The 26,622-nt window shown below is 44.8% G+C and carries 25 protein-coding genes; 9 read left to right on the top strand and 16 right to left on the bottom strand.

Going from position 1 to position 26,622, the window contains the following annotated elements:
• The first annotated feature begins 25 nt into the window (after positions 1 to 25).
• The gene (locus tag F891_RS00480) at positions 26 to 937 is read left to right on the top strand and encodes an alpha/beta hydrolase (protein WP_005105341.1); all 912 of its coding nucleotides are present in this window, start codon (positions 26 to 28) and stop codon (positions 935 to 937) included.
• Positions 938 to 997: 60 nt separating this feature from the next.
• On the opposite strand, the gene F891_RS00475 is transcribed toward F891_RS00480, so the two are convergent.
• The gene (locus tag F891_RS00475; RefSeq protein WP_005261543.1) at positions 998 to 1,567 is read right to left on the bottom strand and encodes an FMN-dependent NADH-azoreductase; all 570 of its coding nucleotides are present in this window, start codon (positions 1,565 to 1,567) and stop codon (positions 998 to 1,000) included.
• Between the two features lie 340 nt (positions 1,568 to 1,907).
• Here F891_RS00475 and F891_RS00470 point away from each other — a divergent pair, with 340 nt between their 5' ends.
• Positions 1,908 to 3,104 carry a GGDEF domain-containing protein gene (locus F891_RS00470; RefSeq protein WP_005261542.1) on the top strand — a complete coding sequence of 399 codons (1,197 nt, stop codon included), beginning with the start codon at positions 1,908 to 1,910 and terminating at the stop codon, positions 3,102 to 3,104.
• Positions 3,105 to 3,130: 26 nt separating this feature from the next.
• Here the strand turns inward: F891_RS00470 and dsbD are convergent, their stop codons facing one another.
• From dsbD to F891_RS00450, 4 genes are all read right to left on the bottom strand, one after another.
• Positions 3,131 to 4,972 (bottom strand): protein-disulfide reductase DsbD, encoded by a 1,842-nt coding sequence (dsbD, locus tag F891_RS00465; RefSeq protein ID WP_005261541.1) that lies wholly within the window; start codon positions 4,970 to 4,972, stop codon positions 3,131 to 3,133.
• Between the two features lie 18 nt (positions 4,973 to 4,990).
• Entirely contained in the window at positions 4,991 to 5,746 is a 756-nt protein-coding gene (locus F891_RS00460; protein WP_005261540.1) for a transporter, read from the bottom strand.
• Between the two features lie 21 nt (positions 5,747 to 5,767).
• Complete coding sequence (locus F891_RS00455) at positions 5,768 to 6,310, bottom strand: hypothetical protein (RefSeq protein ID WP_004647221.1); 543 nt, start codon at positions 6,308 to 6,310, stop codon at positions 5,768 to 5,770.
• A 127-nt stretch (positions 6,311 to 6,437) separates the two neighbouring features.
• Positions 6,438 to 6,803, bottom strand: a complete 366-nt coding sequence (locus tag F891_RS00450) for an HPF/RaiA family ribosome-associated protein (RefSeq protein WP_005261539.1) — start codon at positions 6,801 to 6,803, stop codon at positions 6,438 to 6,440.
• Positions 6,804 to 7,810: 1,007 nt separating this feature from the next.
• On the opposite strand from F891_RS00450, the gene F891_RS00445 reads away from it, so the two are divergent.
• A complete protein-coding gene (locus tag F891_RS00445; protein WP_005261538.1) occupies positions 7,811 to 8,536 on the top strand; it encodes an outer membrane protein OmpK in 726 nt (241 codons plus the stop codon).
• Positions 8,537 to 8,616: 80 nt separating this feature from the next.
• Positions 8,617 to 9,135, top strand: coding sequence for a GNAT family N-acetyltransferase (locus tag F891_RS00440; RefSeq protein WP_005261537.1), 519 nt, complete (start codon positions 8,617 to 8,619; stop codon positions 9,133 to 9,135).
• A 115-nt stretch (positions 9,136 to 9,250) separates the two neighbouring features.
• Here the strand turns inward: F891_RS00440 and F891_RS00435 are convergent, their stop codons facing one another.
• The gene (locus tag F891_RS00435) at positions 9,251 to 10,003 is read right to left on the bottom strand and encodes an IS5 family transposase (protein ID WP_004782589.1); all 753 of its coding nucleotides are present in this window, start codon (positions 10,001 to 10,003) and stop codon (positions 9,251 to 9,253) included.
• A gap of 165 nt (positions 10,004 to 10,168) precedes the next feature.
• Between F891_RS00435 and F891_RS00430 the strand changes: the two genes are divergently transcribed.
• The gene (locus F891_RS00430; RefSeq protein WP_005261536.1) at positions 10,169 to 10,891 is read left to right on the top strand and encodes an outer membrane protein assembly factor BamD; all 723 of its coding nucleotides are present in this window, start codon (positions 10,169 to 10,171) and stop codon (positions 10,889 to 10,891) included.
• A gap of 394 nt (positions 10,892 to 11,285) precedes the next feature.
• On the opposite strand, the gene urtE is transcribed toward F891_RS00430, so the two are convergent.
• From urtE to F891_RS00390, 7 genes are all read right to left on the bottom strand, one after another.
• Positions 11,286 to 11,984 carry an urea ABC transporter ATP-binding subunit UrtE gene (urtE, locus tag F891_RS00420; protein ID WP_005261535.1) on the bottom strand — a complete coding sequence of 233 codons (699 nt, stop codon included), beginning with the start codon at positions 11,982 to 11,984 and terminating at the stop codon, positions 11,286 to 11,288.
• 10 nt (positions 11,985 to 11,994) lie between these two features.
• On the bottom strand, positions 11,995 to 12,813 hold the full coding sequence (gene urtD, locus F891_RS00415) for an urea ABC transporter ATP-binding protein UrtD (protein ID WP_005261534.1): 819 nt from the start codon (positions 12,811 to 12,813) through the stop codon (positions 11,995 to 11,997).
• Entirely contained in the window at positions 12,810 to 13,883 is a 1,074-nt protein-coding gene (gene urtC, locus F891_RS00410) for an urea ABC transporter permease subunit UrtC (protein ID WP_005261532.1), read from the bottom strand. Before urtC ends, urtD begins: the two co-directional genes overlap by 4 nt.
• A gap of 4 nt (positions 13,884 to 13,887) precedes the next feature.
• Positions 13,888 to 15,522 carry an urea ABC transporter permease subunit UrtB gene (urtB, locus tag F891_RS00405; protein WP_005261530.1) on the bottom strand — a complete coding sequence of 545 codons (1,635 nt, stop codon included), beginning with the start codon at positions 15,520 to 15,522 and terminating at the stop codon, positions 13,888 to 13,890.
• 94 nt (positions 15,523 to 15,616) lie between these two features.
• Entirely contained in the window at positions 15,617 to 16,897 is a 1,281-nt protein-coding gene (gene urtA / locus F891_RS00400; protein WP_005261529.1) for an urea ABC transporter substrate-binding protein, read from the bottom strand.
• Positions 16,898 to 17,256: 359 nt separating this feature from the next.
• The gene (parE, locus tag F891_RS00395; RefSeq protein WP_005261524.1) at positions 17,257 to 19,137 is read right to left on the bottom strand and encodes a DNA topoisomerase IV subunit B; all 1,881 of its coding nucleotides are present in this window, start codon (positions 19,135 to 19,137) and stop codon (positions 17,257 to 17,259) included.
• A gap of 1 nt (position 19,138) precedes the next feature.
• Positions 19,139 to 19,732 (bottom strand): YqiA/YcfP family alpha/beta fold hydrolase, encoded by a 594-nt coding sequence (locus F891_RS00390; protein ID WP_005261523.1) that lies wholly within the window; start codon positions 19,730 to 19,732, stop codon positions 19,139 to 19,141.
• A 246-nt stretch (positions 19,733 to 19,978) separates the two neighbouring features.
• Here F891_RS00390 and F891_RS00385 point away from each other — a divergent pair, with 246 nt between their 5' ends.
• Entirely contained in the window at positions 19,979 to 21,310 is a 1,332-nt protein-coding gene (locus tag F891_RS00385; protein WP_005261521.1) for a PGAP1-like alpha/beta domain-containing protein, read from the top strand.
• 52 nt (positions 21,311 to 21,362) lie between these two features.
• Here F891_RS00385 and F891_RS00380 read toward each other — a convergent pair whose 3' ends face one another.
• Complete coding sequence (locus F891_RS00380; protein ID WP_005261513.1) at positions 21,363 to 21,890, bottom strand: disulfide bond formation protein B; 528 nt, start codon at positions 21,888 to 21,890, stop codon at positions 21,363 to 21,365.
• A gap of 18 nt (positions 21,891 to 21,908) precedes the next feature.
• Positions 21,909 to 23,486 carry a glutamate--cysteine ligase gene (gene gshA / locus F891_RS00375; protein WP_005105318.1) on the bottom strand — a complete coding sequence of 526 codons (1,578 nt, stop codon included), beginning with the start codon at positions 23,484 to 23,486 and terminating at the stop codon, positions 21,909 to 21,911.
• A gap of 211 nt (positions 23,487 to 23,697) precedes the next feature.
• Here gshA and F891_RS00370 point away from each other — a divergent pair, with 211 nt between their 5' ends.
• From F891_RS00370 to F891_RS00360, 3 genes are read left to right on the top strand one after another with little or no spacing between them, the layout of a single operon-like run.
• Positions 23,698 to 24,237, top strand: coding sequence for a DUF924 family protein (locus F891_RS00370; protein ID WP_005094955.1), 540 nt, complete (start codon positions 23,698 to 23,700; stop codon positions 24,235 to 24,237).
• Positions 24,238 to 24,289: 52 nt separating this feature from the next.
• Positions 24,290 to 24,841 carry a CC0125/CC1285 family lipoprotein gene (locus F891_RS00365; RefSeq protein ID WP_004647203.1) on the top strand — a complete coding sequence of 184 codons (552 nt, stop codon included), beginning with the start codon at positions 24,290 to 24,292 and terminating at the stop codon, positions 24,839 to 24,841.
• 11 nt (positions 24,842 to 24,852) lie between these two features.
• Positions 24,853 to 26,154, top strand: coding sequence for a DUF445 domain-containing protein (locus F891_RS00360; protein WP_005094953.1), 1,302 nt, complete (start codon positions 24,853 to 24,855; stop codon positions 26,152 to 26,154).
• An 88-nt stretch (positions 26,155 to 26,242) separates the two neighbouring features.
• Here the strand turns inward: F891_RS00360 and F891_RS00355 are convergent, their stop codons facing one another.
• Positions 26,243 to 26,530: a DUF2798 domain-containing protein gene (locus F891_RS00355; RefSeq protein WP_004647201.1), complete on the bottom strand. Its 288-nt coding sequence runs from the start codon at positions 26,528 to 26,530 to the stop codon at positions 26,243 to 26,245.
• Positions 26,531 to 26,622 lie beyond the last annotated feature (92 nt).

The following is a 26,622-nucleotide window of genomic DNA, read 5'->3' as shown; positions in this document are numbered from 1 at the left end:
AAAAGCACAAAAAGATGGAAGGAAGATGAAGATAAGCCCGCTAACGAAACAATTAATTACAGAAAGCTTTTTAAAAACGGCCATTCGTGCCCCGAGCAGATTCAGTCTTCCACCGAGTTCGATGCGCATTGCACTGGAACAGATGTGCAAACTTTTTCCTCAGGATAAAACGGTACAGATTCGCTCGCTTCGATTGGCCGGACTGCGCGCGGAAGAAATTAAGCCGCAGCAGGAATCGACCCAGCTGATTTTTCATATTCATGGCGGCGCATTTTACTTAGGTTCTTTAAATACCCATCGTGCCTTTATGACTCAAATTGCAGCTCGAACCCAGATGCAGGTGCTGCATGTAGATTATCCATTATCACCCGAATCTGCCTATCCAGAAGCATTAGAAGCCTTGTTTGATGTCTATAATCTGCTGCTGGATCAAGGTGTTCAGGCCAAAGATATCATTCTGTCCGGTGATTCTTGCGGGGCCAATCTGGCCTTGGCGCTGGCACTCAAAATACAGCAGGAAAGTCTGCCACAGGTCAGCGGTCTGATTCTGCTGTCTCCACTGCTGGATTTAACGTTGACCAGTGAATCTTTACGTTATAACCAGAAGCATGATGCCCTGCTGTCTCTGGAAACAGTTCAAACCGGGATTGAATATTATGTGCCGCGTTCGATTGATCGTGGTGATCCAGAAGTTTCCCCTTTTTTCGCCGATTTAACTGGCTTGCCACCGACTCATATTCAGGTAGGTTCCAAGGAAATTCTGCTGGATGATGCTAGTCGTTTTAAAGAAAAAGCGGAACAGGCAGGTGTCGAGGTCGAATTTAAATTGTATACCGGCATGTGGCACAACTTCCAGATGTTCAGTGCCTGGTTCGATGAAGCCAAACAGGCGCTGACCGATCTCGCAGAATTTGCCCATCGTCTGGATCGGGATTAAGCATGATTTAGTATATAAAAAGGTCAGCCGTAGCTGACCTTTGAAAAGAGGTTTTAGGTTTTAAATGGCCTGAACCTGCTGCAATGCAGTTTGCAATGCTTGGGCTTTAACCGCTTCGCCCATGTTCACCCCTTCAGCACGAATCACTTCGATATCATTCACACCGGTAAAGTTAAATACGGTTTTCAGGAAAGCCTCCTGAAAATCAGCCGAGCTTTGCTCGCCATACACACCACCACGGCTGCTGGCAATATACACTTTTTTATTGCCCGCCAAACCCACAGGACCTTGTTCGGTATATTTAAAGGTACGTCCCGCGACACAAATCCGGTCAATCCAGGCTTTCAGGGTCGATGGCAAACCGAAGTTATACATCGCCGCACCAATCACCACGATATCCGCCTGCAAATATTGCTCTAAAATTTCCTCGCCCAATGCCGTCTGTTCTGCATTCTGGCCCATTAAAATTTCGGCAGTAAGATGGGGAATAGGCTGTGCTGCCAGATCCAGATATTCAACCTCAATGGCCTCAGCATATTTTTGCTGCAATTGTTCCACCACGGCCTGAGTCAACTGACGCGAAATAGAAGCATCTCCTAAAATACTGGAATCAATCTGTAAAACTTTCATGGCTTCGCTCTTTATCTTTGGTTGTTTCTAACAATGCAGCCATTTTAACGATTGACCATATTGAAATAATTAGCACAAATAAAACACATCATCCTGAATTTAGAACAAAACTGTATGCCTCTTAACCTCTTTAATTTTGATTAGAACCCTTTGGAATAGCCAAGATCACTTGTGCTATAGGCAAAGACTAAGCAGATGAGGTATCAACTAAATCACAAAAATGTTTTAAATATTGTTGTTTATCAAGCATTCAAACTTATGTTATCTTGTGTAAATAAAGCTATAAATATCCAATAAGTCTTAAAAAATCTGCCATAACAATTAAAGTCAGACTGGGACCATGAAGCGAATATCGCCTGTATTAGAAAAAGTGCTAAGACACAGAATCAAGAAATATCTAGTCGAAGATGAAGTCGTGATGAACTGGCGCATCCTGAAGAAATGCATCCTGATGCTGACTTTGGGATGCGGTGTACATCTGACCTGGCTCGGCTGGGACCTGTTTGTTTTATTCAATCCTGAGTATTGGCAATATGTACAGATTGAACGGGTTCATTCGCAAGTCGTGCTAAACGGCGGTTTTTTATTGATTTTAGCCGTACTGATTTATCCTTGTTATAAATTTCAGGGCAACCGTCTGGTGGAACGTTATCTGCCCTATCTGGCAGTCGGCACCTTTGTGGTTTCGCTATGCCGAGATGCCTATATTGTCGGCGTGATCAGTCCGGTCGCTACTACCGCTTACGTCTGCTTAATTATGGTCGGACTGGTGCTGTTTCATCGCACGCTGGTGTATAGCATGCTGATTCCTGCCTCCATTTTCTTGGGGGGATGTGCCTATTTAAGTTTCAGTCATCAATTGCCCTATTCACCGCTCTTTAATATCGATGACAAGCTTTTCTATAATGGTTTCTGGCTGTTATCGATGCTGTATTTCATTTTGCCAATTCTGGCCGTCTGCATGGTGTTATTCGAGATTCTGCTCAGTCAATGGCGGCATCGTGAACAACTGATCAAACAACTGAGTCAGATTGATCCGCTCACCAACCTGTTTAACCGCCGTAGCATCAACCAATGTCTGGATAAACTGAATGCTGCAGCCACTCCCAATTATGCTTTAGTATTATTAGATCTGGATCATTTCAAAAAAATTAATGATCACTATGGCCATCATAAGGGTGATGAAACCTTAGTCGAAGTGAGTGCTGTGCTGAACCAGCAATTGCGCGAAAGTGATGTGGTCGGCCGTTTTGGCGGGGAAGAATTTATTTTAGTGCTTAAAAATACCAGTCTGGAAAAAGCCGAACAAGTGGCTGAGCGCTGCCGCATCGCCATTCAGCAATTGCAGATTTTCAGTGATGAGGGTGAGCTGATTCCGGTGACCGCCAGTTTCGGGATTGCCATTTCTAGCGCGGAATTACGCCCGCAGCAGTTATTGAGTCAAGCCGATCAGGCGCTTTATCAGGCTAAAGCCGGTGGGCGTAATCTGGTCAAAGCCTATGCTGAACCGGTTCCAGCACAGATGCAGGTTTCTTAAACGGGTTCAGCTTTTTTAAGACTAGATTATGGATTTTCACTTTGAGCCAGTGCTTGCAGCTGTGCCAGCAATTCTGCCTCGCTAAAGGCACCGGTCAAACGCAAGTCACGAATTTCCTGCTTCTGCGCATTCAAGAATAAATACGTCGGTGGCCCTAGAATTTCCCATTGATTTAACAGCGCTTGATGAGAGGCATTATATTGGCTTAAATCCAGCTTGATCAGGAAATATGGCGCAAGCGCCTGCTGTACCGCTGCAGATTTTAAAATCCGATGTTCGATCGGCTGACACGCCACACACCAATCGGCATAGACATCAATAATGATCTTTTGTCCTTGCGGTACCTTGCCTAAAATCTGCTGAAATTCTGCTGCACTACGTGCCACATGCCAGTTGGCTTCTGTACTCGCCGGCTCCACAAAAAACCGCTGACTATGCTGATATTGGCTATAAGCAATATAGGGTACGGCCAGTACCAGACACAGGATATATAGCCATCTTAGACCAGTACGATTCCAGAAAATCCGGAACAGCACATAGGCCACGAAGGTCATGCCCAAAGCTAAGGATAACCACTGTAACGCAGCTTCTGACATCAGTGGACGAATAAAATACAGCGCTAGCGCCAGCATGATAAAGGCAAAGAGCACTTTGATCTGATTCATCCAATGCCCGGCTTTAGGCAGAACCCGTGCCCCCAGAATACTGGCCAGTAATAAAGGCGTCCCCATCCCAAAACCCAGAGTAAACAGCAACAGAGCGCCCTGCCACTGACTTTGCGTCTGGGAAATAAACAACAATGCACCTGCCAGTGGTGCGGTCATGCATGGTCCTACCAGAAGCGCCGAAATCATGCCCATAACGCCCGCACTGACCAGACTACCTCCCTGCTGCATGGCTTGTGCCCGGTCCAGACGATGAACCAGACGTTGCGGCAGTTTGATTTCAAACAGGCCAAACAGATTCAGGGCAAACAGGACAAATAGCACACTAAAAGCAATTAAAGTCCCAGGTTGCTGCAACCAGCGCTGAAAATTCAGGCCGGCCGAAGATGCAATTAGGCCAAGTACTGCATAGACAGCAGCCATACTACTGACAAAAGTCAGTGCAATCATCCAGGCTTTCAGGCCTTTACTGTCACGTACAATCAGTGAGGTCAGAATCGGCAGCATCGGCAAGGAACACGGCGTAAACGCCAGTAAAATTCCCAGGCCGAAAAACAGCAAAAGCCCATAGCCCAAAGAGCGTTCAAGCAGTTGGGCTGACCATTTCTGGTCTTGTGCTGCATAGGGTTCGGTTTGTGTGTTGGCTGATGCAGAGATTTCATCTGCTGTAGATTCTGAAGAATCTGCTGTATTAAACAGGGTATTGTGTTGCAGTGATGAAGTATTCAGATCAAGTAAACGCTTTGTTCCTGATCCGGCAGCTTCAAATTGCACCAGACCGGACAAATCGGTCTTGAACTGAATGGTTTGTGGCGGATAACAGATCCGGTCTTTGGCACAACCCTGCCAGCTGACCTGATAGGATCGCCCCGCCTGAGTCGGGATCTGAAACTTTAACTGCTGATAATAAACCTGGGTATGCCCATAGTTGTCATCATATAAATCTTCAGCGGGTGGCAACTCAAACGTCACCGGCTGGTTGCCCTGCCGGACTTCAATTTTATGCTGATACAGATAATAGTTGTCCGGAATCTGCCAGCTCAGTTCAGCCTGCTGCTGACTGGCGGAGATCACGCTCACAGGAAAGGCCTGCTCGGCAGACAACAATGCAGTTTCCGCCTGAGCAGGACTGCTGAACAAGGCGCTTCCCAAAATAACCGGGGCAAGCATTTTCCCCCAGGTCGGGAACTGCGAGTATTTCATCTTCTATGAATGAGTATCTTAGAACAGCACAGAGAAACCTAGGCCTGAGAAGTAGCTTCGATCTGCACCATCCAGATCTACACCGACATTCGCATCTAACTGGACACGATCGTTTAAAGCATACATGACCCCGGTACCGAGTGCGTATTGATTATCGACACTTTCCGCTTTACGGTAAATCAGTTCAGAATAACCTGACCAGCGATCAGTAATGCGGTAGCCTAGAGAAGGAATCGCAGACACTGCCCAGTTGCTGTTCTGCCATTCATAACGCATGGTCAATGCGGTACTGACCAAGTCATTATATTGATACGACACGACAGAACCCAAGCTGTAAATATCTTCTTCATTAGTGAAACCGGCATTGCCTGTTGCAATGATGGCTTCGGCCAGCAAAGCCATACTGAGTTTGTCATCATCCAAATCAATGGCCTTTTTCAGACCAATACTAACATCGCCCAGACCATCATCTTCTTCGGTCTGGCCATTGGATTTCACTTGGGTCCAGGTCGGGCCAGCCCAACCTAAACGCAATTCCAGATCATCACTGAGTCCGGTACGTAACAACATATCTGCACTGAGTGTGGTCGCGGTCTGATCGCCCGACTTGCTATAATGTGCTGTAGGCAACCCTTGCTCCCAAGCGACATTTCCGACTGGAGTAATTCCAGTACTGAGACCCTCACCTGGTCGATCAAATTCAAAATCTGCTGCGAAAAGCTGTGCACTACAACCGGCCAGTGCAATCAAACCCAAGGTTTTTAATGTTGTCATGTTGGAGCTCTTTATTAAAATTTAACTGAGTTCTTTGGTCATTTTTGCGCCATGCTTGCGAAGCAGTTCTAGCGTCTGTTTTTCTTCATCCAAGGCTTCTGACCAGTTGATTTCATCAAAATCACAATCAAAGAATAGATCACTAATTGAAGATAAAATAGTCATGCCATCTTCATCTTTGCTATTTGGATCGACTTTTTCATCCAGTAAACGCTGTACAGCTGGCGCGCATGCGGCACTTGCGGCATCCCAGAGTGGACCATAAATTTCTTCTGCATCCCACAAATGCAGATTCACTTTGGCCTGGATCAGTTCTTCCAGAATCTGTAAATGTACCGCCAAACGTGCCTGTTTCTCCTCTTCTGAAAGTGGTGTTCCGGCTTCATACAGCTCACACACTTCTTCCCACCATTTAAACAGGCCATCTGACCAGACCGAAATCACCGGGCCTTTGTCATGATCAATAAAATTCGGGTTGAGTCCATCTGCCAGCAGCTGTTTGACCTGGTCCAGATTTAATTCTTCGAGTGCTTGCACAAAAAGTTGTTGTTGCGCAGTTAACATGATGGAGCTCACTTTGATTCGTTTTCGACTATTATGCCGAATAAAGCAGGATTTGTTGTGCTTCTCATAACTATATTTTTGTTTAATACGAAAAAAGCCCCGCAGGGCTTTTTCAAATCGGTTCGGCTTAGTCTTCGATATCCGCAGTATCTGTGTCTGCTAGTTCGAGAGCACCAAGACGAACATTGTCTTTTTTCTCGATCACATGTTCCAGACTACGTTTTAGTCGGTCAATTGCACCATGGATCGCAGTATCGACATTATGGCCACGATGATTGACTACGACAGGTTTCAAACCTGCAGGACGCGCTTCAATCATACAACGAATATCGTCATCGCCGCCTTTGGCGCCATTTTCATCACTTAGATGGACTGAAAAATGGGTAATACGTTCGCTGTGGCGCTGGAATTCTTGATTTAATTCTTCCCGTACATAAGTAATTAAACGATCACTATTCTGAATGTGGTTATCGGTACGAAGTTCAATATTCATATATTACCATCCTCAATCTTTGTAACTTTTGAGTGCAAAATTTTTTATCTTGGCACGTTTGTAGCTTGCTGTTTCGCATCGCATTTCACTTCTTCAAATGATTGGAATCACACCCTCCATTTTGAATGATGAACACATTTTTGAGTCTGCAGAATCGTGTCCTTATATCTTGAATATCGGCTGTATCTTGGAAATATGCAAGTGATATTTTGGTTTTTTAGCAAAAGAATAATCCATTGTGACAACTGCTTACTCAGCTCAAAAATACAGGATTTTTCAAACGGAAATTTCACAACCTTTCACATGATTTAATTTGAAATAATTTTTTAGCCAGACCGATAAATCGCTTAAATAACACTCGACCAGGAAACCTAAAAAAGGAGGAATTAAAAGTATTTTTTATCGAAATTAGCTCACTTTTACCTAATAATTTATCTTATAAGATCAGCGCCTAGTCAGCCTTACAGTCCTGAATAGATCATTTGCTTTATCATTATTTAGTTGCTTTTGCATAACCGGGAAAAATACTCTTTCGTCATTTTAAAATAACAACCTGCAAAATAATTTTTTATTGAAATATAAGACCGTTCAATCTCACTTGAAGAGGCTGAGAACAGGCTTATAAAACGACGGTCATTTGAGATTTTCAAACTAACCTCATTACACAAACAGAACAAAGCTGTTCAGCCTCAGGCCCAAATTAATTACTAAACAATCTGTATATCCCCCCCTATTTTTTACTGATTTTGTAAGTTAATCATCGTAAATTGAAGTGATTTTATATTTTTAGTTATACATTCAGTCTTTTAAGGCACTACATATTCAACTTTATTTAAAAAATAATAATTTAGAGAAGTATCAGCGAAAGGCAATGAAAACTGAGGAAGATGATCGTCTTCATTCAACTCATGGGGGCTGAAATATATTTAAGTCAGCGATCACTTTTAACTTTATTTTTACTTATTAATCTGTATGCTTATTCTGCTTTCTCGGGGGGATAGATTTAAATGAAATTTACACAACTTGCGGCACTTTGTGCATTGGCTTCAACTGCAGCATTTGCTCAAGCAAAACCAGTTTGGCAGGACTTTAGCGTTACAGGTCTTTATGGTGAAAACTATGAATTTGTAGACGATCAGCAAACTACTTTAACTGTTGAATATGCTGCAAAAGTTAAATATGCAGATGTATTCTTCTTTATGGATCGTCTGCGCGGTGGCGATGATGTTAAAAGTACGTACTTTGAGTTATCACCACGTTTAAGCTTAAGCGAAGTTACAGGCCAAAAACTTGCCTTTGGTCCAGTGAAAGATGTGCTTATTTCAACAACGTGGGAAGGTTCAGATAATGCTGATAACTTCCTATATGGCGTGGGCTTTGACCTTGATATCCCATACTTTCAATATGCAAGCTTAAATCTTTATCGTGCAAACAATGAAAAAGTGTTTGGCAATAAAGACGATTATCAAATGACGCTTACCTATGGTGTGCCATTTAAACTGGGTGCTGAAGATTTTCTTGTAGATGGCTTCCTTGATTGGTCAACTGCTGAAAAAGACGCTCAAGCAAGCGAGTTAAACTGGACTACACAGTGGAAATGGAATGCGGGCAAACACATTTCTCCAGATACCCGTTTATACCTCGGTGTTGAACATTCAGTGTGGAACAATAAGTTTGGTCTTAAAAATCAAGATGAAAACAATGTCAGCGCACTTGTGAAATATCATTTCTAATTGATGTATGATCGAAAGCAGAACTCCGGTTCTGCTTTTTTTAAACTGTGATTTCAGCTCACCTCTACTAGAACAAGAATATGCCTGATTTTGATATTCGACCTGCGACCGAACATGATCTTGAAACCATCCTCAAGATTTATAATCAGGAAGTACTCTATGGTACTGCGACCTGGAACAGAACAGCCTTTGATTTGAACTATTTCAAAATCTGGTTTAAGCAGCTTAAAAATCAGAATTTCCCGGTTTTTGTGGTTGAAGATACGCGAAATCAGGTCATTGCTGGCTATGCCTGTTATGATCAGTTTCGTAGTATTCAGGGCTTTCAACAGACGGTAGAACATTCGATCTTTTTAAATCCAGATTATGCAGGGCAAGGTTTAGGTTCTCAATTATTGCAGTATTTAATTGAACAGGCTCAAGTACAGAAACTGCATATCATGGTTGCTGCAATTGATTCAGAAAATACCTCGTCAATTCGCCTGCACGAAAAATTAGGCTTTATTCAAACTGCGTATATGCCGCAAGTCGGACAGAAGTTTGGGCAATGGCGTGATTTGGTTCTCTTACAACTGAATCTGGATCTGGATCTAGCTTGATTCATTCTTAGTTTAAAGCTATTCCAGAACTGCTTGCTGGACACTCCTCTTTAGCTTTTTAATATTTGGTCATCACAATATTTTGTTGTTATCCAGTTTAGAGCCTGTTGAACATTCATAATTTGAGCCAGATATAAGCACAAGCAAGAGCGACCGTATTTTCATAACTCTGCTTGAGCTTATCAAATCTGGTGGCAACCGCCCTATACTGTTTTAGCTTAGCGAAAGCATTTTCTACTAGATGCCTGGCTTTATACAAGTCCCAGTCCATATGGTCGTTAGAAGACTGAGTGTTTCGTTTTCGAGGGATGTTATTATGCGTCCCTGCTTGTTCAATATGGGCTCGTAGTGCATCAGAATCATAGCCTTTATCGGCACATAAAACCTCTGTATCGCTCAAATTAACCTTATCTATTAAATCAGGTGCGACTTTGACATCGTGGGTTGTGCCATCTGATAAAAGAAAGATAATCGGATTGCCATGAGCATCAACTGCTAAGTGAATCTTGGTCGCGCGGCCTGCCACACTTTTGCTAATGGATTGTAGGTTCTCGTTGCCTCCATTGCTGTGCTGATGCGCTTTAATATGAGTGCCATCGATAAAGACCCACTCAAGGTCTGCGTCTTTGATCAGTAACGTAAATAATGCAATCAGCTTATTACTGCGAAACCAGCGCTGGTAAGCTTTATAGATGGTATTAGGCTTGCCAAAATACTCGGGTAAGTCGCGCCAAGGACAGCCAACACGCATGCGATAAAGCACGCCTTCAACCGTTTGTCTAAGATTTCCTTTGTCATAGATATTAAGTTCTAGTAATATAGGTTTCAGTCTTGTCCAGTGTTCATCTTTGAGCATGGTGCGAGGCATAGCGAACGATATCTTTTTTGTGTGAGAACTTAAAGATTAACCGTTCGCTATTTTTTTTGCCATTAATTTATACCCAATGTTCAACACGCCCTAATAAGCACAAGTTCTATTTACTTATACTAGTGGCTATGTTTTATTCAGCTCAAAATCATACTGAATAACACCATGTATAAATCTCTATTGTCTATCGGTCTTTTAAGTGTAAGCACGCTCACTTTTGCTGATTCAGAGTTCGAGAAAGAATTGCGTTCAGGCTGTAGCAAAGTGCAAAGCTATGCAAATAATGGCAAGAAATTCTACGACCAAAAACAATATCAAAAGGCCATAGCACAATTTGAGCAACAAGCCGCATGGTCATCCTTTTGTGCGATGAATGTAGAATACGGCGGCACAACTTTTTCTGAGCGTGATATCACCACGGCATTTAATAATGTTGGCTTAAGTTATGCCAAGCTTGGAAAGCCGCAATGGGCACGCGCCTGGTTTTCCGTTTTTCCGAATGCTAAAGCCAGCCAGTTCAATCTAAAACAGGTGCCTGCACCAGAAAAGCCGAAGAATCTTGCAGGGAAATATGTCCGCTATGCAGGTTTTGGTCAGTGGAATACGATGGAAGTTAAACGGGCTTCGAATGCCTACCAAATTGATTTTAATGGACTCTATATGGGTTTGCGCAGTCTGATTTATGGACCAAATATGGGAGAATTTTCAACCCGCATGCCACTGAATAAAGCTCAGACCAATTACAGCGTAGAAGATTGCAAAATTGATTTGAAATTTCAGTTTAACGCTCAAATTGGACAACAGATTGTAGTGAATAGCAACAATCCAATGTCTTGCGGTTTTGGCCATAATGTCTCGGCGGATGGCATGTATTTAAAGGTTGAGTGATTGCTGATTCAGCGATATCTTATTACCCTATAACAAACATAATATTCAAAATATTATAGGGAAAATATGGCTGATACGGGCAAAGCGATAGGCGGTGAATTTAGAACTGGACAATTTGGTATGTACTTCCTTTGGGATGAAAATACAGAAATCTAATCCCTCCATTATTCAAAAAAGAAAATTCCCCTCTCTCTTTAAGAGATGAGAAGCTCTGCTTCGTAAGAGGAGATTTAAAATCTAATCCCTCCAAACCTCCCTTTCTTACGCTTCGATATAAAGCAGTGCTTATATCTTGCTCAGGGAGGCTTTTTCCCTCTCCTTCTAGGAGAGGGTTAGGGAGAGGTAAATAAAGATAAGCCCCCACCTTCTCCCATAGGAGAAGGAGCTAAAAGCCTTAAATCGCCACCAACTCCCGAATTCCCTTCTCCGGCATTTCACTGCCCACACCTTTCGCTACCACTTGACCACGTGCCATTACGGTATATCCATCCGCCAATTCTTCAGCAAAGTCATAAAACTGCTCCACCAGCACAATCGCCATTTCGCCACTATCGGCAAGTTTACGAATCACCCGGCCAATGTCTTTAATAATGGATGGCTGAATCCCCTCAGTCGGTTCATCCAAAATCAATACACGAGGCTCAGATGCCAAGGCACGGGCAATGGCAAGCTGCTGCTGCTGACCACCGGATAAATCCCCACCACGGCGATGCTTCATTTCATCCAAGACAGGGAAGATTTCATACAAATGTGCGGGGACTTTCTTGGTTTTAGCACCTTTAAATTTCGCCATACCAATGAGGATGTTTTCCTCCACCGTCAGCGTTGAAAAAATATCGCGACCTTGTGGCACATAAGCCAAACCTTCACGTACACGCTGTTCAGGACTGAGCCTGGATATGTCTTTACCATCCAGCAAAATCTGTCCGGATTTAATCGGTAAAATTCCCATCAGGCATTTTAGCAGTGTGGTTTTACCCACCCCATTCCGCCCAAGCACCACCGAACATTCACCCACAGGTGCAGTCAACGACACATCACGTAAAATATGACTGCCACCATAAAATTGATTGACGTCTTTGACTTCTAACATCGCGGTCTCCTTAACGTCCTAAATACTTTTCAATGACATCTTCATTGGCCTGAACCTCAGCCAATATGCCTTCTGCCAAAATTGCCCCTTGCGCCAATACGGTAACTTTTTCACTGATGGTGTCAATAAAGCTCATGTCATGCTCGACCACAACGAGGGTGTGATTTTTCTTGAGTTCTAAACACAGCTCCGCCGTGCGTTCAGTTTCGGCATCGGTCATCCCTGCTACAGGCTCATCCAGTAAAATCAGTTTTGGACGTTGCATCAGCAACATGCCGATTTCTAACCATTGCTTTTGACCATGTGACAGCAAGCCAGCAGGTTTATGAATGAACTCTTGCAGACGAATTTGAGTGAGGGATTCATCCAAGGCATTTTGTGCATCCGGATCAAGCTTGCTAAAGAAGCTTTTTTTCACACGTTTGTCTTTGGGTGCAGCAAGTAACAGATTTTCCATGACGGTGAAATTTTCAAACACGGTCGGTTTTTGGAACTTGCGCCCTATGCCTGCTTCCGCAATTTGTTCAGTGCTCATTTTGGCTAAATCGTAGTTTTGCCCAAAAAATGCTGTGCCTTCGGTTGGTCGCGTTTTACCGGTAATCACATCCATGAGGGTGGTTTTCCCTGCCCCGTTCGGCCCAATGATGCAGCGTAATTCGCCTTCTTCTATATAAAGCGACAAATCGTTTAAGGCACGAAAGGCATCAAACCAAACACTGACTTTTTCTAAATACAGCGCAATACCATGGGTAAAATCCGCGCCTTGTTCTTTAGGACGGCCATAGCCTTCAGCGGCATGACCACCATGCGGTTGTAGGACCTCGCTCATTCGCTACGCTCCTTTTTAAAACGGTCAAACAGACCAATAATGCCTTTCGGTAAGAAAATGGTCACCACAATAAATAGCGCACCCAAAATAAGTAGCCATGCTTCCGGATAAGCCGAGGTGAAATAGGTTTTTACCCCGTTAATGACACCTGCACCAATTAGTGGGCCAATTAAAGTGCCACGACCACCCGCTGCCACCCACACCGCCATTTCAATCGAGTTCACCGGGTTCATTTCACTTGGATTAATAATGCCTGCTTGCGGCACATACAGCGCGCCTGCAATCCCTGCAATCACAGCAGAAAGCACCCAAGCAGAGAGCTTGTACCAAAGCGTGCGATAGCCCAAATATTGCAGACGATTTTCGCTGTCACGAATCGCCCCCAACACACGGCCATAAGGTTTATTCATTAAATGACGTAACCCAACAAAACAGAGCAGCAGTACCAATGCGGTGATAAAGCACAGGCTGGCACGCATAGATGCCGAGGTAATGTCCATACCTAGCATGGTTTTAAAACCGGTAAAGCCGTTGTTGCCACCAAAGCCGGTTTCATTACGGAAGAAAAGTAATGCAGCGGCAAAAGTCATAGCTTGGGTAATAATCGAGAAATACACGCCTTTAATTTTGGAACGGAAGGCAAAGAAGCCGAAAATAAAGGCGATGATGCCCGGCACTAATACCACCAATACCAATGACCAAAGGAAGTATTCCGTACCGACCCAAAACCATGGCACTTCCGTCCAACTAAGGAAGCGCATAAAGTCAGGAATGCCATCCCCTGCAGACTGGCGCATTAAGTACATCCCAAAGGCATAACCGCCAAGGGCAAAGTACAAACCATGTCCTAAACTTAAAATTCCGGCATAGCCCCAAACTAAATCCAGTGCCAAAGCGACCAGAGCCAAACACATGATTTTGCCAATCAAGGTGACCCAATACGCAGATAAATGCAGGGTTGAATCGGCAGGTAACAGGTGTAACCATGGCAATACCAATAAAATGGCAAAGCATACGGCAATCGCAATGCCACTATGCGGTTTGTCGGATAATAATTGTGTAATCTTCATGTGCTTACTCCACAAAACGGCCTTTGATGGCAAACAAACCTTGTGGACGTTTTTGAATAAACAAAATCACAAGCACCAAGAGAACAATTTTTGCCAGTACCGCACCAATGCCAATTTCCAAGGCGGTACCACTAATACCTAGACCAAGCGCTGCAAGGACTGCACCCCACACCTGACCTACACCACCGACAACCACCACCAAGAAGGCATCAATAATGTAGTTTTGCCCTAAATCCGGCCCGACGTTACCCACTTGTGCCAAAGCACAGCCCGCTAAACCGGCCAAACCTGAACCTAAACCAAAGGCCATCATGTCGATACGGCTTGAACGAATACCAACGGCTTGTGCCATTTGACGGTTTTGCGTCACCGCACGTACAAACAAACCAAAACGGGTTTTATTCAGTAGGTAAACCAACAACAAAAGCACTGCAATGGTGAAGACAATAATCACAATACGGTTATACGGCAGCATTAAACTTGGGGTAATTGAGATCCCGCCTGATAGCCACGAAATATTCGACACTTCGACATTTTGCGCACCAAAAGTCATGCGTACCAATTGCATCAAAATCAGGCTGACCCCAAAGGTTGCAAGCAAGGTTTCCAATTGACGACCATATAATGGACGAATCACGGTACGTTCAATCAACATGCCGATCAGCCCACTCACCAAGAATGCCGCAGGAATCGCGGCGATTAAGTACCAATCGACATAGCTGCCCAAATAGCTTTTAAACAGGCTTTGCACTACATAAGTGGTATAGGCGCCAATCATAATGAGCTCACCATGCGCCATATTAATCACACCGAGCAAACCGTAGGTAATCGCAAGACCCAGTGCAGCAAGCAACAAAATACTGGCGGTACTTAAACCTGAAAATAAATGTCCTGTCCATTCACTGACTTGAATCCTGGTTTTAATCTCGCTTTTTGCTTCGACTAAAGCTGCTTTCAGCTCAGGATGGATAGTCGGCTGTGACAACTCATTGTCGATCATCGCCAAGACATCAGGACGATTAGAATCTTGTAAAATTTTTGCGGCTTGAATTTTGACGAGCACATCTGAGTTTTCATAATCCAGACGCGCTTTCAGTTGTGCCAAACGGGCTTTGACTTTATTGTTTTGTTCTTTTAAATACAGCGCATTGATATGTGCTATATCAAGTTCCGCAAGATTGCTTTCATAAATATCAATCGCTTCTAAACGCTCAGAGGCATCATCCGACTTCAACTTGCTTTGTGCCAAACCAAAGGTCAATGCTTTACGCAAGGTATTCACCAAAGTGACTTGTGCAAGGTCGCTTGGCCAATCTGCAACAGCATCTAAACTTGGATAACTGAGCAACTGATCATCGGCTTCTAAAATATAGGTTTGTCCTTGAGAATCGCTATAAAGCTGGTCGTTTTCAACATATTCTGCAAGCTGATCTAACTGTTCAATACTGCCTGGCCATTGATTGAGTAAAGCACGACGTTGAGCAAAATCACCTTTCACAAATTGCTGAATCGCATCTTGTGGTTGTATCGCTATGGTTGAATTATTGTGTTGTAAAGAGGTTTCTGCTGTTGCCATTTGCATACAAAATATTTGTATACACAACAGAAAAATAGTGGCGATATTCACACGAATATTCATTATATACACCCCTATTCCATTGGAAGTTTTCCGTGGAGAGTAAGAAAAAAATCAGAGGATGCCTGCTACGGCTGTAGCAGGCAAAAGATAGGTATTATTTAGGAATGTACGGGCTCCAAGGCTCTGCTTGAATAGTTTGAGATGTTTTGTAGACCACATCAAACTGACCATCACCACGAATCTGGCCAATCATGACTGGCTTGTGTAAGTGATGGTTACTTGCATCCATTTTTAGGGTATAGCCCGATGGTGCTTTGAATTCCTGACCTGCCATCGCTTCACGGACTTTATCGACCTCTGTAGAACCTGCTTTTTCAACGGCTTGCTTCCACATATTAATCCCGACATAGGTCGCTTCCATTGGGTCATTGGTCACCAGTTTGTCAGCATTCGGCAGTTTGAATTCCACTGCATACTGCTTCATTTTGTTGGTAAATTCTGTATTGACCGGATTCTTCACTGACATGAAATAGTTCCATGACGCCAAATGACCGACCAATGGCTTGGTGTCAATACCACGCAGTTCTTCTTCACCCACCGAGAACGCCATGACGGGAATATCAGAGGCTTTAATGCCCTGATTACCCAATTCACGATAGAACGGCACATTCGAGTCGCCATTGATGGTCGAGATCACCGCAGTCTTTTTACCAGCTGCGAATTTTTTCACATTGCCGACAATGGTTTGATAGTTGCTATGACCAAATGGCGTGTACTCTTCCATGATGTCCGCATCAGCCACGCCTTTAGACTTTAAAAAAGCACGTAAAATCTGGTTGGTGGTACGTGGGTAAACATAGTCTGTACCGAGCAGAACAAAACGCTCCGCTTTACCGCCCTCTTCACTCATCAAGTATTCCACGGCTGGAATGGCTTGCTGGTTAGGCGCAGCACCGGTATAAAAAATATTTTTGGATTGTTCCTGGCCTTCGTACTGTACGGGATAGAACAATAAGCCATTCAGCTCTTCAACCACTGGTAAGACAGATTTACGTGACACCGACGTCCATGCACCGAAAATTACCGCGACTTTGTCTTGGGTAATCAGCTGACGTGCTTGCTCTGCAAACAGTGGCCAGTCAGATGCTGGATCGACCACCACAGGTTCCAGTTTTTTACCCAGTACCCCACCATTATCATTGATTTCCTTAATCGCCATTAAGGCCGTATCTTTCAGTGAGGTCTCAGAAATTGCCATCGTGCCTGACAATGAATGCAGGATCCCGACTTTAATCGTGTCGCCGCTGTCTGCGACTTTGCTTTCTGCGCCCGGGGCTTCTGCTTTTTCAGCAGATTTTGAACACCCCGTTAATGCAACAGCCCCTGCCATGGTTGCGGCTAAAATACTTTTTGAAAATAAATTGCGTTGGAACATCAGATTTTTCTCCAAACTTTATAATGGTGCATTTTTCATGCTTGTCTTGTTGTACATCTGGATGGAATGATTCAATTTCTGTGCCAAGGCTTCAAAAAATAAAAAAATTTACTTTAACTGATCTCATTATTTGTATTATTAATCATTGATTTAGTAATACTAAAAAGAATTAAATCGGTATTTAAATGCTGTATCCGAACTCAACTCTAAATAGGTCATGCAAAGAGCAATGAAAACATGGCAGAAGTGATATAGAAGATGATGTACAAATAAAGTGCAGCCTATTGAATAAATTTTGCACTGTTTTAAAACAAAAAATCCCGCGCTTGCGGGATTTTTTATTACTTAAATTCGATAGTTTAAACCACCAAATCTGCCAGATTACCTTTTTGCTCCAACCAGTCTTTACGGTCACTAGCACGCTTTTTCGCTAAGAGTTTATCCAATAAACCTGCAGTATGATGAGCATCATCCAGATCCAGTTGCACCAGACGGCGCGTGTTTGGATCAAGTGTGGTTTCACGTAACTGACTGGCATTCATCTCGCCCAGACCCTTGAATCGGGTGATTTGCGGATTCTTGGTTTTGCATTTTTTCAGGATGCTATTCAGCTCATCTTCATCCAAAGCGTAGTGCACATCTTTATTGTCATCAATACGGAATAATGGCGGCATCGCTACAAATAAATGCCCTTCCTCGACCAGTGTAGGAAAATGCTTTACAAACAAGGCACACAGCAAAGTGGCAATATGCAGACCATCCGAGTCGGCATCGGCTAGGATACAGACCTTGCCATAACGCAGTTCAGACAAGTCATCCGAACCCGGATCAACGCCAATGGCAATCGCAATATTGTGTACTTCCTGCGATGCTAGAACTTCGTCAGAAGAGACTTCCCAGGTATTCAGGATTTTTCCACGAATTGGCATAATCGCCTGGAAGTTCTTATCACGCGCCTGCTTGGCCGAACCACCCGCAGAATCCCCTTCCACAATAAACAGTTCTGACTGATCCAGATCATGGCCTACACAATCCGACAATTTACCTGGCAAAGTTGGACCTGCCACAATCTTTTTACGTTCTACTTTTTTCGCAGCTTTTAAACGGCGACCGGCTTTGGAAATGGCCATTTCAGCCAGTTGCATGGCGATGTCAGAATTCTGGTTCAACCACAATGCAAATGCATCCTTGGCGATATTCTGCACAATCCCAGCTGCTTCACGGCTCGACAGACGTTCTTTAGTCTGACCCGAGAACTGTGGCTCCTGGAATTTCAGCGACAGGATATAATTGACGCCGTCCCAGACATCTTCGGCAGAGAGTTTCATATTCCGCGGCAGCAAATTACGCAGTTCACAGAATTCACGCATCGCATCGGTGACGCCTGAACGCAGACCATTCACATGCGTTCCGCCTTGTGCGGTCGGAATCAGGTTGACATAAGATTCCTGGACGCTTTCACCCCCTTCGACATTCCAGCAAATTGCAAATTCTGCGCTGGCGCGCTCTGCGTCACCTGTGGCGACAAAAGCCGGTGCCGGAATAATTTCACGGTCTTCCAGCTCGTCCATCAAATAATCAACCAGACCATTTTCAAACTGCCAGGTGATCTTTTCATCATTGATCTGATCAACATAATTGATCTGTAAACCCGCCGCCAAAACAGCTTTGGCTTTGAGATTATGTTTTAACGCTTTTAAGGCAAATTTAGGAGAATCAAAATATTTGGCTTCAGGCCAGAATTGTACCGTAGTTCCTGATACCCGTTTCGGTGCCTTACCTGCCAGTACTTCAAGCGGTGCCACCGGTTCACCATTTTCAAAGGCCATTCTGTACAGGTTACCCTGACGCTGAACTTCGACCTCTACACGGGTCGAAAGCGCATTGACCACTGAAATCCCGACGCCATGCAAACCACCGGAAAACTGGTAATTATCGGTGCTGAACTTACCGCCGGCATGCAGTTTGGTCATGATAATTTCAATACCGCTCTGGCCATATTCAGGGTGAATATCCACCGGCATACCACGGCCATTGTCTTCGACTGATAAAGAACCATCTTTATAGACCGTGACGGTAATCTTGTTGGCATGCCCTGCCAGTGCCTCATCGACAGCATTATCAATCACTTCCTGTGCCAAATGGTTGGGACGAGAAGTATCGGTATACATGCCCGGACGACGACGGACCGGATCCAAACCAGATAAAACTTCAAGAGATTGAGCCGTATATTGAGACACGTTATTCGGTTTCCTTTTTTATGCAGTCCAATAAAAACTGTAAGACGAACGGAATTTTTTCCGCAAAATCATCCATCCCGTGACTGCCATGCGCTTCAGTCATCAGCATTGCAGGGGGATGCGCAGCACTATAATAACGATGTGCTTCACGATAATCCAAAACTTCATCGCCTTGTTGCAGCAGAACCAGTATTTTGTCTGCATCTTGTGCAACAGGCAGGGCCAATTGCTGCAGTTGTAACAGATCTGCCTCATCCAGACACCAGTTCGGATGGACTTGATAAGGCAGTTGCTCGTCAAACAGTTCACGAAACAGTTGCCATGGTCGCATTGCCGGATTGATCAGTACAGCAGGCACAGCATGCTGTGCGACCAGATGTGTCGCATAAAATCCGCCGAGACTGCTGCCCAGTAACGCCACATCATGCATCGATTCAATCAGGCCAGAAACATGTGCAATGGCAGCGTTCGGTGACATGTTTAAATCGGGTAAATGTACCTGAATTTCAGGATACTTTGCACAGTAATGTTGCAGCAATTTCCCCTTGATCGAGTTGGAATTACTCTTGAAACCATGCAAATAAATGATATTCATGAACTACCAACAAAAAACCCATCAATCATCAAAATTTAATTTAAATAATGTGAAGTACACTACTTTATAAGACCAGTTAATTGCTTAAATTGTCTGACAAAAAAGCCCAAAATCTTTTCTCAGTCTCGTTATTTTAAGCTGAGGCCCTCAAAATCCGTAAACTCAACAAGAAAAAGAATTTATACCGCGAAGTTCTTTAAAAAGAAAGATGGCACCACATGCGGCTCATTGAAAGGACAGGATCAGATGCCAAGTTTGACACCGTTACATGAAACCTATTGTCGATGGGACCGAACCCCGCCGAGTCAGGCCGATGTACTGGAAGGTCTGGCGCAGCTGGTAACGATGCGCTTTAACGATGTGATCCAGGAGCTGATCAAGAGTATTCAACGCGAAATTTTAATGAGTATTTTTGGTTTAAGTGAAAATAACTCAGAAAAAATTCAGAATATTCTTTCGATTGTGCGGCTCTATCAAATGTCTTATGACATGTTGTTTCATTATGGCAATACCTTGATTGCCCCGGGTCTGCGCCAGATTATTGAACGTTTCCCAAAACTACATAATAAACCGCTGACGCCTTCCTTGCATTTTCTGGTCAGTGTCTTAAATGGCATTATCGGGGATTATCTGCTGAAATATCAGAACCCTCTGGCTCTGCCAATGGTGATTTATGACCATTATGGCTCGCTGCAAAAAGGTGAGCTGAGCGGTCGTATTATCCTGTTTGTGCATGGCTTATGCATGAACCATTTAGACTGGTCGAATCGCAAATATGAAGGCATTGGGGCAAAATTACTGGCGCAGCGCGATCGCAATACCATGCTCTATCTGAATTACAATACCGGACGCCGGATTTCTGCCAATGGCCGCAGTCTGGCGAATACCTTGCAGGATCTGGTCGCTCGTAATCCGAGAATTACCAGTATTGACCTCATCGGCCATAGCATGGGTGGGCTGGTGTCACGCAGCGCACTGTTCTATGGCAAGCAGAATGTGTATAGCTGGGTCAACATGGTGGAGAATCTGGTTTGTCTGGGTTCACCGCATCATGGTGCGGTACTGGAACGTTTTGGTTTTAGCTTGCAGGACAAACTTGGACATTTTCCACTGATCCGGCTGCTTGGCCATCTGGTCAATATTCGCAGTAACGGTATTCTGGATTTGCGCCATGGCAGCGTCCGGGATGATGACTGGGAGCATAATCCGCTACGGATCGGCTTTATGGATGATCACCGTAAACCTGCCCCGATTCCCTCTCATATCGACACCTATCTGGTCGCCGGCACCATCGAGTTTGAAAACCGCAAGAACAAGACCCTGCATGTAATTGGTGATTATCTGGTCAGTATTAAAAGTGCTTTGGGCGAGCATCCCAATCCGCGTTTCCACCTCAAAGTCCCGGACGCAAACAAGGCGATTTTTTACGGCCTGAACCATTTTGAAATTCAATATCATCCGCTGGTGGCCGAGCAGGTGGCACGCTGGTTCTATCCAAGTGTAGAAGATGAAGCCTTTGATCAGATTCATGAATATGTGATGGATCTGGACAGTCTGGAAGGCATTGCCCTGACCTAAACTGAAGTAAATAAAAAAAGCCCTCGATTGAGGGCTTTTTTTAAATACGGAATTAATATTTATCTCTGAGTCGTTTAACCGGTGCCTTTTTATATTTACGCAACAGTTGCCATAAACTGATCAACAATAAAATACTGAAGAAGATCAAAGACCAGACAGGTAAAGATTGACCCAAGAAAGTCCAGTCAATCGCGGCACATTCCCCTGAACCATTTAAGACCTGTTGCAGCACGGACTGCATTGGCAAGGTCTCCAGCCAGTATTCCAGACCAGGACCACAACTCGGCACCTGATCCGGTGGCAGGTTCTGTAGCCAGACATGCCGGGCAGCCACACCCACAGACCATAGAATACTGAGCGAACCTAGCAAGGCATACAGTCGCTTCATGAGATTGGATGCAGGATTATGCAGACATGCGATGAGTGAGATGATCCCCAATCCGATTAATCCGACACGCTGGAAGACACAGAGCGGACAAGGCGCCAAACCCTGTACATGTTCAAGATATAAGGCAAATGCCATGCCGATGACGGCAGCCAGAAACAACAGACCACTCACGAAGCGATAACCCCATTGCATGGTGAATCCTCTTATTTTTTATCGATATTGGGCTAAATAATCAGCAAAACTGACGCTGCTATCTTGCTCGAGTTGCTGTTGTTGCTGCAATGACTTTTGTGACATTTCTTCAAAATAAGCCAGGGTTTCCGGGCTGAGCTGATGCGCTTCATAGACACTGCTGTGTTGCTGGGCCAGATGTTGGCCAAAATGCCACATACTGCCCTGTTCACGCGTATCCCCGACCACTAGGGCAGACAAGGTGGCATCGACTTCATCAACCCGGATCATCATGGTTTTTAGAGCATCAGTATATAAGGTGGTGTCATAGGCCGAATTTAACAGCTTGGCCAGGGGATGCATACGTTGTAAATGCATGGCACACCAGTCTTCAATCGGATAAGACTGACCATTTTCCATAATTGCCGCATTTGGCGCACGGCCACGATTCACGACCTCGGCCTGATTCTGCTCAATGATATCCTGTTCATCGCTGAGGAGCGCCGGACTGTCCTGCAATAAACAGTACAAAGCTACCACTTCGAGGAAGCCGGCCGTATCTTCATTAATCCCAATCGGGCTATAGGGATTGACATCGACGGCACGTAACTCGACATAGGCAATCCCGCGATTTTCAAGGGCCTGTGACGGCGTTTCACCTGCAAGCGGCACCTGTTTCGGACGCACCAGACTGTAATATTCATTTTCGATTTGCAGCACATGATCATTGATCTGGATCGGCTGGCCATTGGCATCATCTAGTCCCAAACGGCTAAACGGTTTATACGGCGTTTTGACCGCCTTTTGCAGTCCGTCCAGATAGTCCTGCAAATTATTGTAGTAAATACCGAGCTGTTTCTGCGCAGAGTTTTGATAGCCAAAGCGTCCCATACGCAATGCTGTCGCATAAGGGGTATACAGGGTGCCCTTTACCAAAGGCAACAAATGATGATCACGACCGGTCATAAAGCACTGGCAGACTGCCGGGCTGGCCCCCACCAGGAACATCACCAGTGGAGTCAGACGAATAAAGTTGCGGATCAGGCCCATATAACGATGGCTACGATAATCCTGCAAGCTCAGCACTTTCAGTGCCTCGTCCTGTTCCTGCTGTTGTAAGGCCTCGAACAGATGGTCCGGGAAAGACAGGTTGTAGTGCACCCCTGAAATCGTCTGCATGCGGCGACCATAACGCACGCCCAAACCATGACGATACAAGGTTTTAAACAGACCGATATTCGAGCTGCCATACTGCGCCAGCGGAATGCTGTCATCGCGGCTATCCAGCATGCAGGGCATCGACAAAGGCCAGAGCTTTTCATCATTTTCTAGATGACGATGCACAATCGCATGAATATCGCTGAGGTAATCCAGTGCTTTTTTAATACTGTCCTGTGGCGGAGTAATAAACTCCATCAACGCTTCAGAATAGTCTGTGGTGATATGTGGATGAGTCAAGGCTGAACCCAAGGCACGAGGATGCGCTGCCTGTGACAGGAAACCATCACTTTGCATACGCAAGCTTTCACGCTCGATACCACGCAGCATGCCTTTGATGAGTGACGACTCGACCCAGGTCGGTAATACATTTTGGGAAGTCGATTCAGGTTGACTCATTACAATCTCGCTTAAGGGGGCTAAATTATTAAATTAAAATCATCGGTTTAATCAGTATAACGTGATTTCGTGCCGGCATATGACAGGCTGCCTAGTTTTCAGGCAAACCATTGATTTTTAATTTGGCAAATTTTTAACACAAACTTCCTCTATAAGACATGGAAAATTTGTGATTTTATTAACAAATAGATGCTAATGAATTGTAAATATTATGAATTATCAAGATATTTTAGACTTTTGGTTTCATGCGGACAGCCAGCCCTTATGGTTTAGCCAAAGTCATGAATTCGACCAAAGTATTGCGCAGCAGTTCATGAGCACCCATCAGCAGGCAGCCCAGGCTGAACTTTGGGGCTGGCGTAAAACAGCAGAAGGTCGGCTGGCCGAAATTATTGTGCTAGATCAATTTTCACGAAATTTATTCCGTGATTCTCCCCAAGCTTTTGCCCAAGACAGTCTGGCACTGGCCTTGGCTCAGGAAGCCATCAGCCTGAACCTGGATCAACAGCTCAGTCCAGAACAACGTGCCTTTCTGTATATGCCATTTATGCACAGCGAATCCAAACTAATTCATGAATTCGCCTTAAAACTGTTTCAGCGTCTGGGCAATCCGACCAATCTGGAATTTGAGAAAAAGCATAAAGTTATTATTGACCGCTTTGGACGTTATCCGCACCGAAACCAGATTCTGGGTCGTGAATCGACCGATGAAGAACTTACTTTCCTGACCCAACCCGATAGCAGTTTTTAAGATTTTTTAAGACCGGCTGTCTGAACTGGATCATTGCATCAGGAGATCGAACATGAAAAACATGCTACTGGGATTGAGTATGATTGCTGCCATCAGCCTGACTGGCTGTGCAACCACACCCTCAAAGCCCTTAACATTTGATCAGTTAGGTCGCTACAGTACCACTCCCCTCAACAGCAACACTTACCGTATCAGCTTTCAGGCCCGTCCCAATATGAGCTTTGGCACAGCTGAAGAAATTACCCTGCTCAAAGCCGCACAGACTACCGTACAAAATGGTTTTCAATTCTTCAGAGTACTGAATGATCCAAGTAACCGCACCCAGCAACCTCCACGGCAAGCCATCGTCTATCCGGCGCCAAGCTTTTATCCTTACGGGTATTACCGCCGATATCCGGGATTCTGGCCAGACCCATTCTATGACCGTCCTTATACCGTGACTCTGGATCCTGCCCAGGTGGCTTATACCATTGAATGCTTCAAAGCCAATCAGGCGCCTCAAGATGCCTTTGATGCCCGCTTGATTTTACAGTCACTTGGGGCTAAATATGGTTTAAGTCCATCCGGTGCAGTGCTGCAACCGCAACCGGCCAATCCCTCCTGACAGGATGATCTATGCAGACAGAGAGTATCTCCCCGAGCTTACAACGCAGTAAACGTTTCGCGACCATCGCCCTGGTGGTCGCCGTACTGACCTGGTTGGCACTGATGGTGGCAGCCAAACTGCTACCTGAATATGTCTGGCTCATTCATATTCTGATGCTCTCGGCAGAAGCGGGTGTGGTCGGTGGACTGGCGGACTGGTATGCGATTACCGTGCTGTTTCGTAACCCTTTTGGCAGATTGCCCATTCCCAAGTTTTTACGCGACCATACCGAAATCATTCCACGTAATAAGGCTCGTATTGCAGAGTCGATGGGCCGTTTTGTGCAGGAAAATTTTCTTTCTCCGCAAATTGTACAACGCAGTCTGGACAGTACCGACCTGAGTCTGGCTGCAGGACGCTGGCTGGCCAATCCACAAAATAATGCCCAAGTGACTCAGGTCATTCAGCAAACGGTTCCTAAAATCTTTGAATTTGTCGGACAGGAACAGATTGCCGGCTTTATCCAAAGCAACAGCGTGCAATGGGTCAAAAATACCCAGATCAATACTCTGGCCAGCGAAATGCTGCATGCCGTTCTGGACAATGATTTCCATCAGGATGTGCTACAGCGCGGACTGGATGTGGTGCATGCCTGGATGACCTCGCATCCGGAACAAACCCGCGAGCTGACCCGTAACCTGTTTAAGGAAATGGGCGTGTGGAAACTGGCCAAAGGCGCCAGCTGGATCGGGATTGACGTGCAGCAACGCAGTATTGATTCCGTGATCGGGCGCGTTGAAGCCATGCTGGCCGATCCAGATCATCCGTGGCGACTTAAAATTGAGAGCATGGGACATAGCTGGATGTTGCAGCTGGCAGATAATGACAGTGAAGCCAGCCAGCGTCTGAATGAAACCAAAGATGCCTTACTGGATAGTCCACAGGTACTGAATTTTATCAGCGGTGCCGTGGTGATTTTATGTGATGCAATCAAGGCAGACTTGCAAAAACCTGATTCGGGTATTGCGGAAAATCTCAGAATTGCCATTCAACAGGTCGGAGAAAATATCATCTCGAATGCTTCGGTTCGTGAGCTGCTGAATAAACGTTTGAGCTCTATCGCGGTTGACCTGAGTGACCAGTACAGTGAAAAAGTGATTCGCTTTATCAGCGAGCGCATTCACGAATGGGATTCAAGCGAGATGATCGACAAGATTGAAAATGAAGTCGGCGGCGACCTGCATATGATCCGGGTCAATGGGGTCGTGGTCGGTGCCTGTATCGGTCTGGTGCTCGGGATCATCCGGGCGGCGGTGGAGCATTTAATTTAAAAATGATGCTATTCGCCCCATATAGCCCGACTTTTAAAATGCTCAAGAATTGACTCCAGCCAGATCAAATTTAAGATTTAAAAAATGATCATTTGGGTGGCTGAGGTCCGGACATATCGACCAACAGCCCAGTGAATTTGCGTACGAATGGCAATAAGGTCACCACAATCGGAAAAGCAATCGCCCAGGAAATCATCCAGTTATGAAACCAGAGTGCCATAAATCCATCAATCCAGCCAAGATTACGCAGCATATTGATCATGGAAATAATGCCACTCATCAGGCAGGACAGGATAAAAGGCACAATAATCAATGCCCATTTTGCAGGGAGTTTAGGAATATGACCGATAATGGTCGGACGTTGTGATGCAGCCACGACATGCTCTTTTTACTGTTTTCAGATGACTAATATAAGCCAAATTCTGTAGGGTGAAGCATTGTTTTTTTCATCTGAAATGTTGAGCTGAA

The sequence above is a fragment of the Acinetobacter sp. CIP 101966 genome, assembly GCF_000369725.1.
In the GTDB taxonomy this organism is placed as follows: Bacteria; Pseudomonadota; Gammaproteobacteria; order Pseudomonadales; family Moraxellaceae; genus Acinetobacter; species Acinetobacter lwoffii_Q.
Note: the sequence above shows the minus strand (reverse complement) of the source record. Positions and strands in the feature narration are given on the sequence as shown.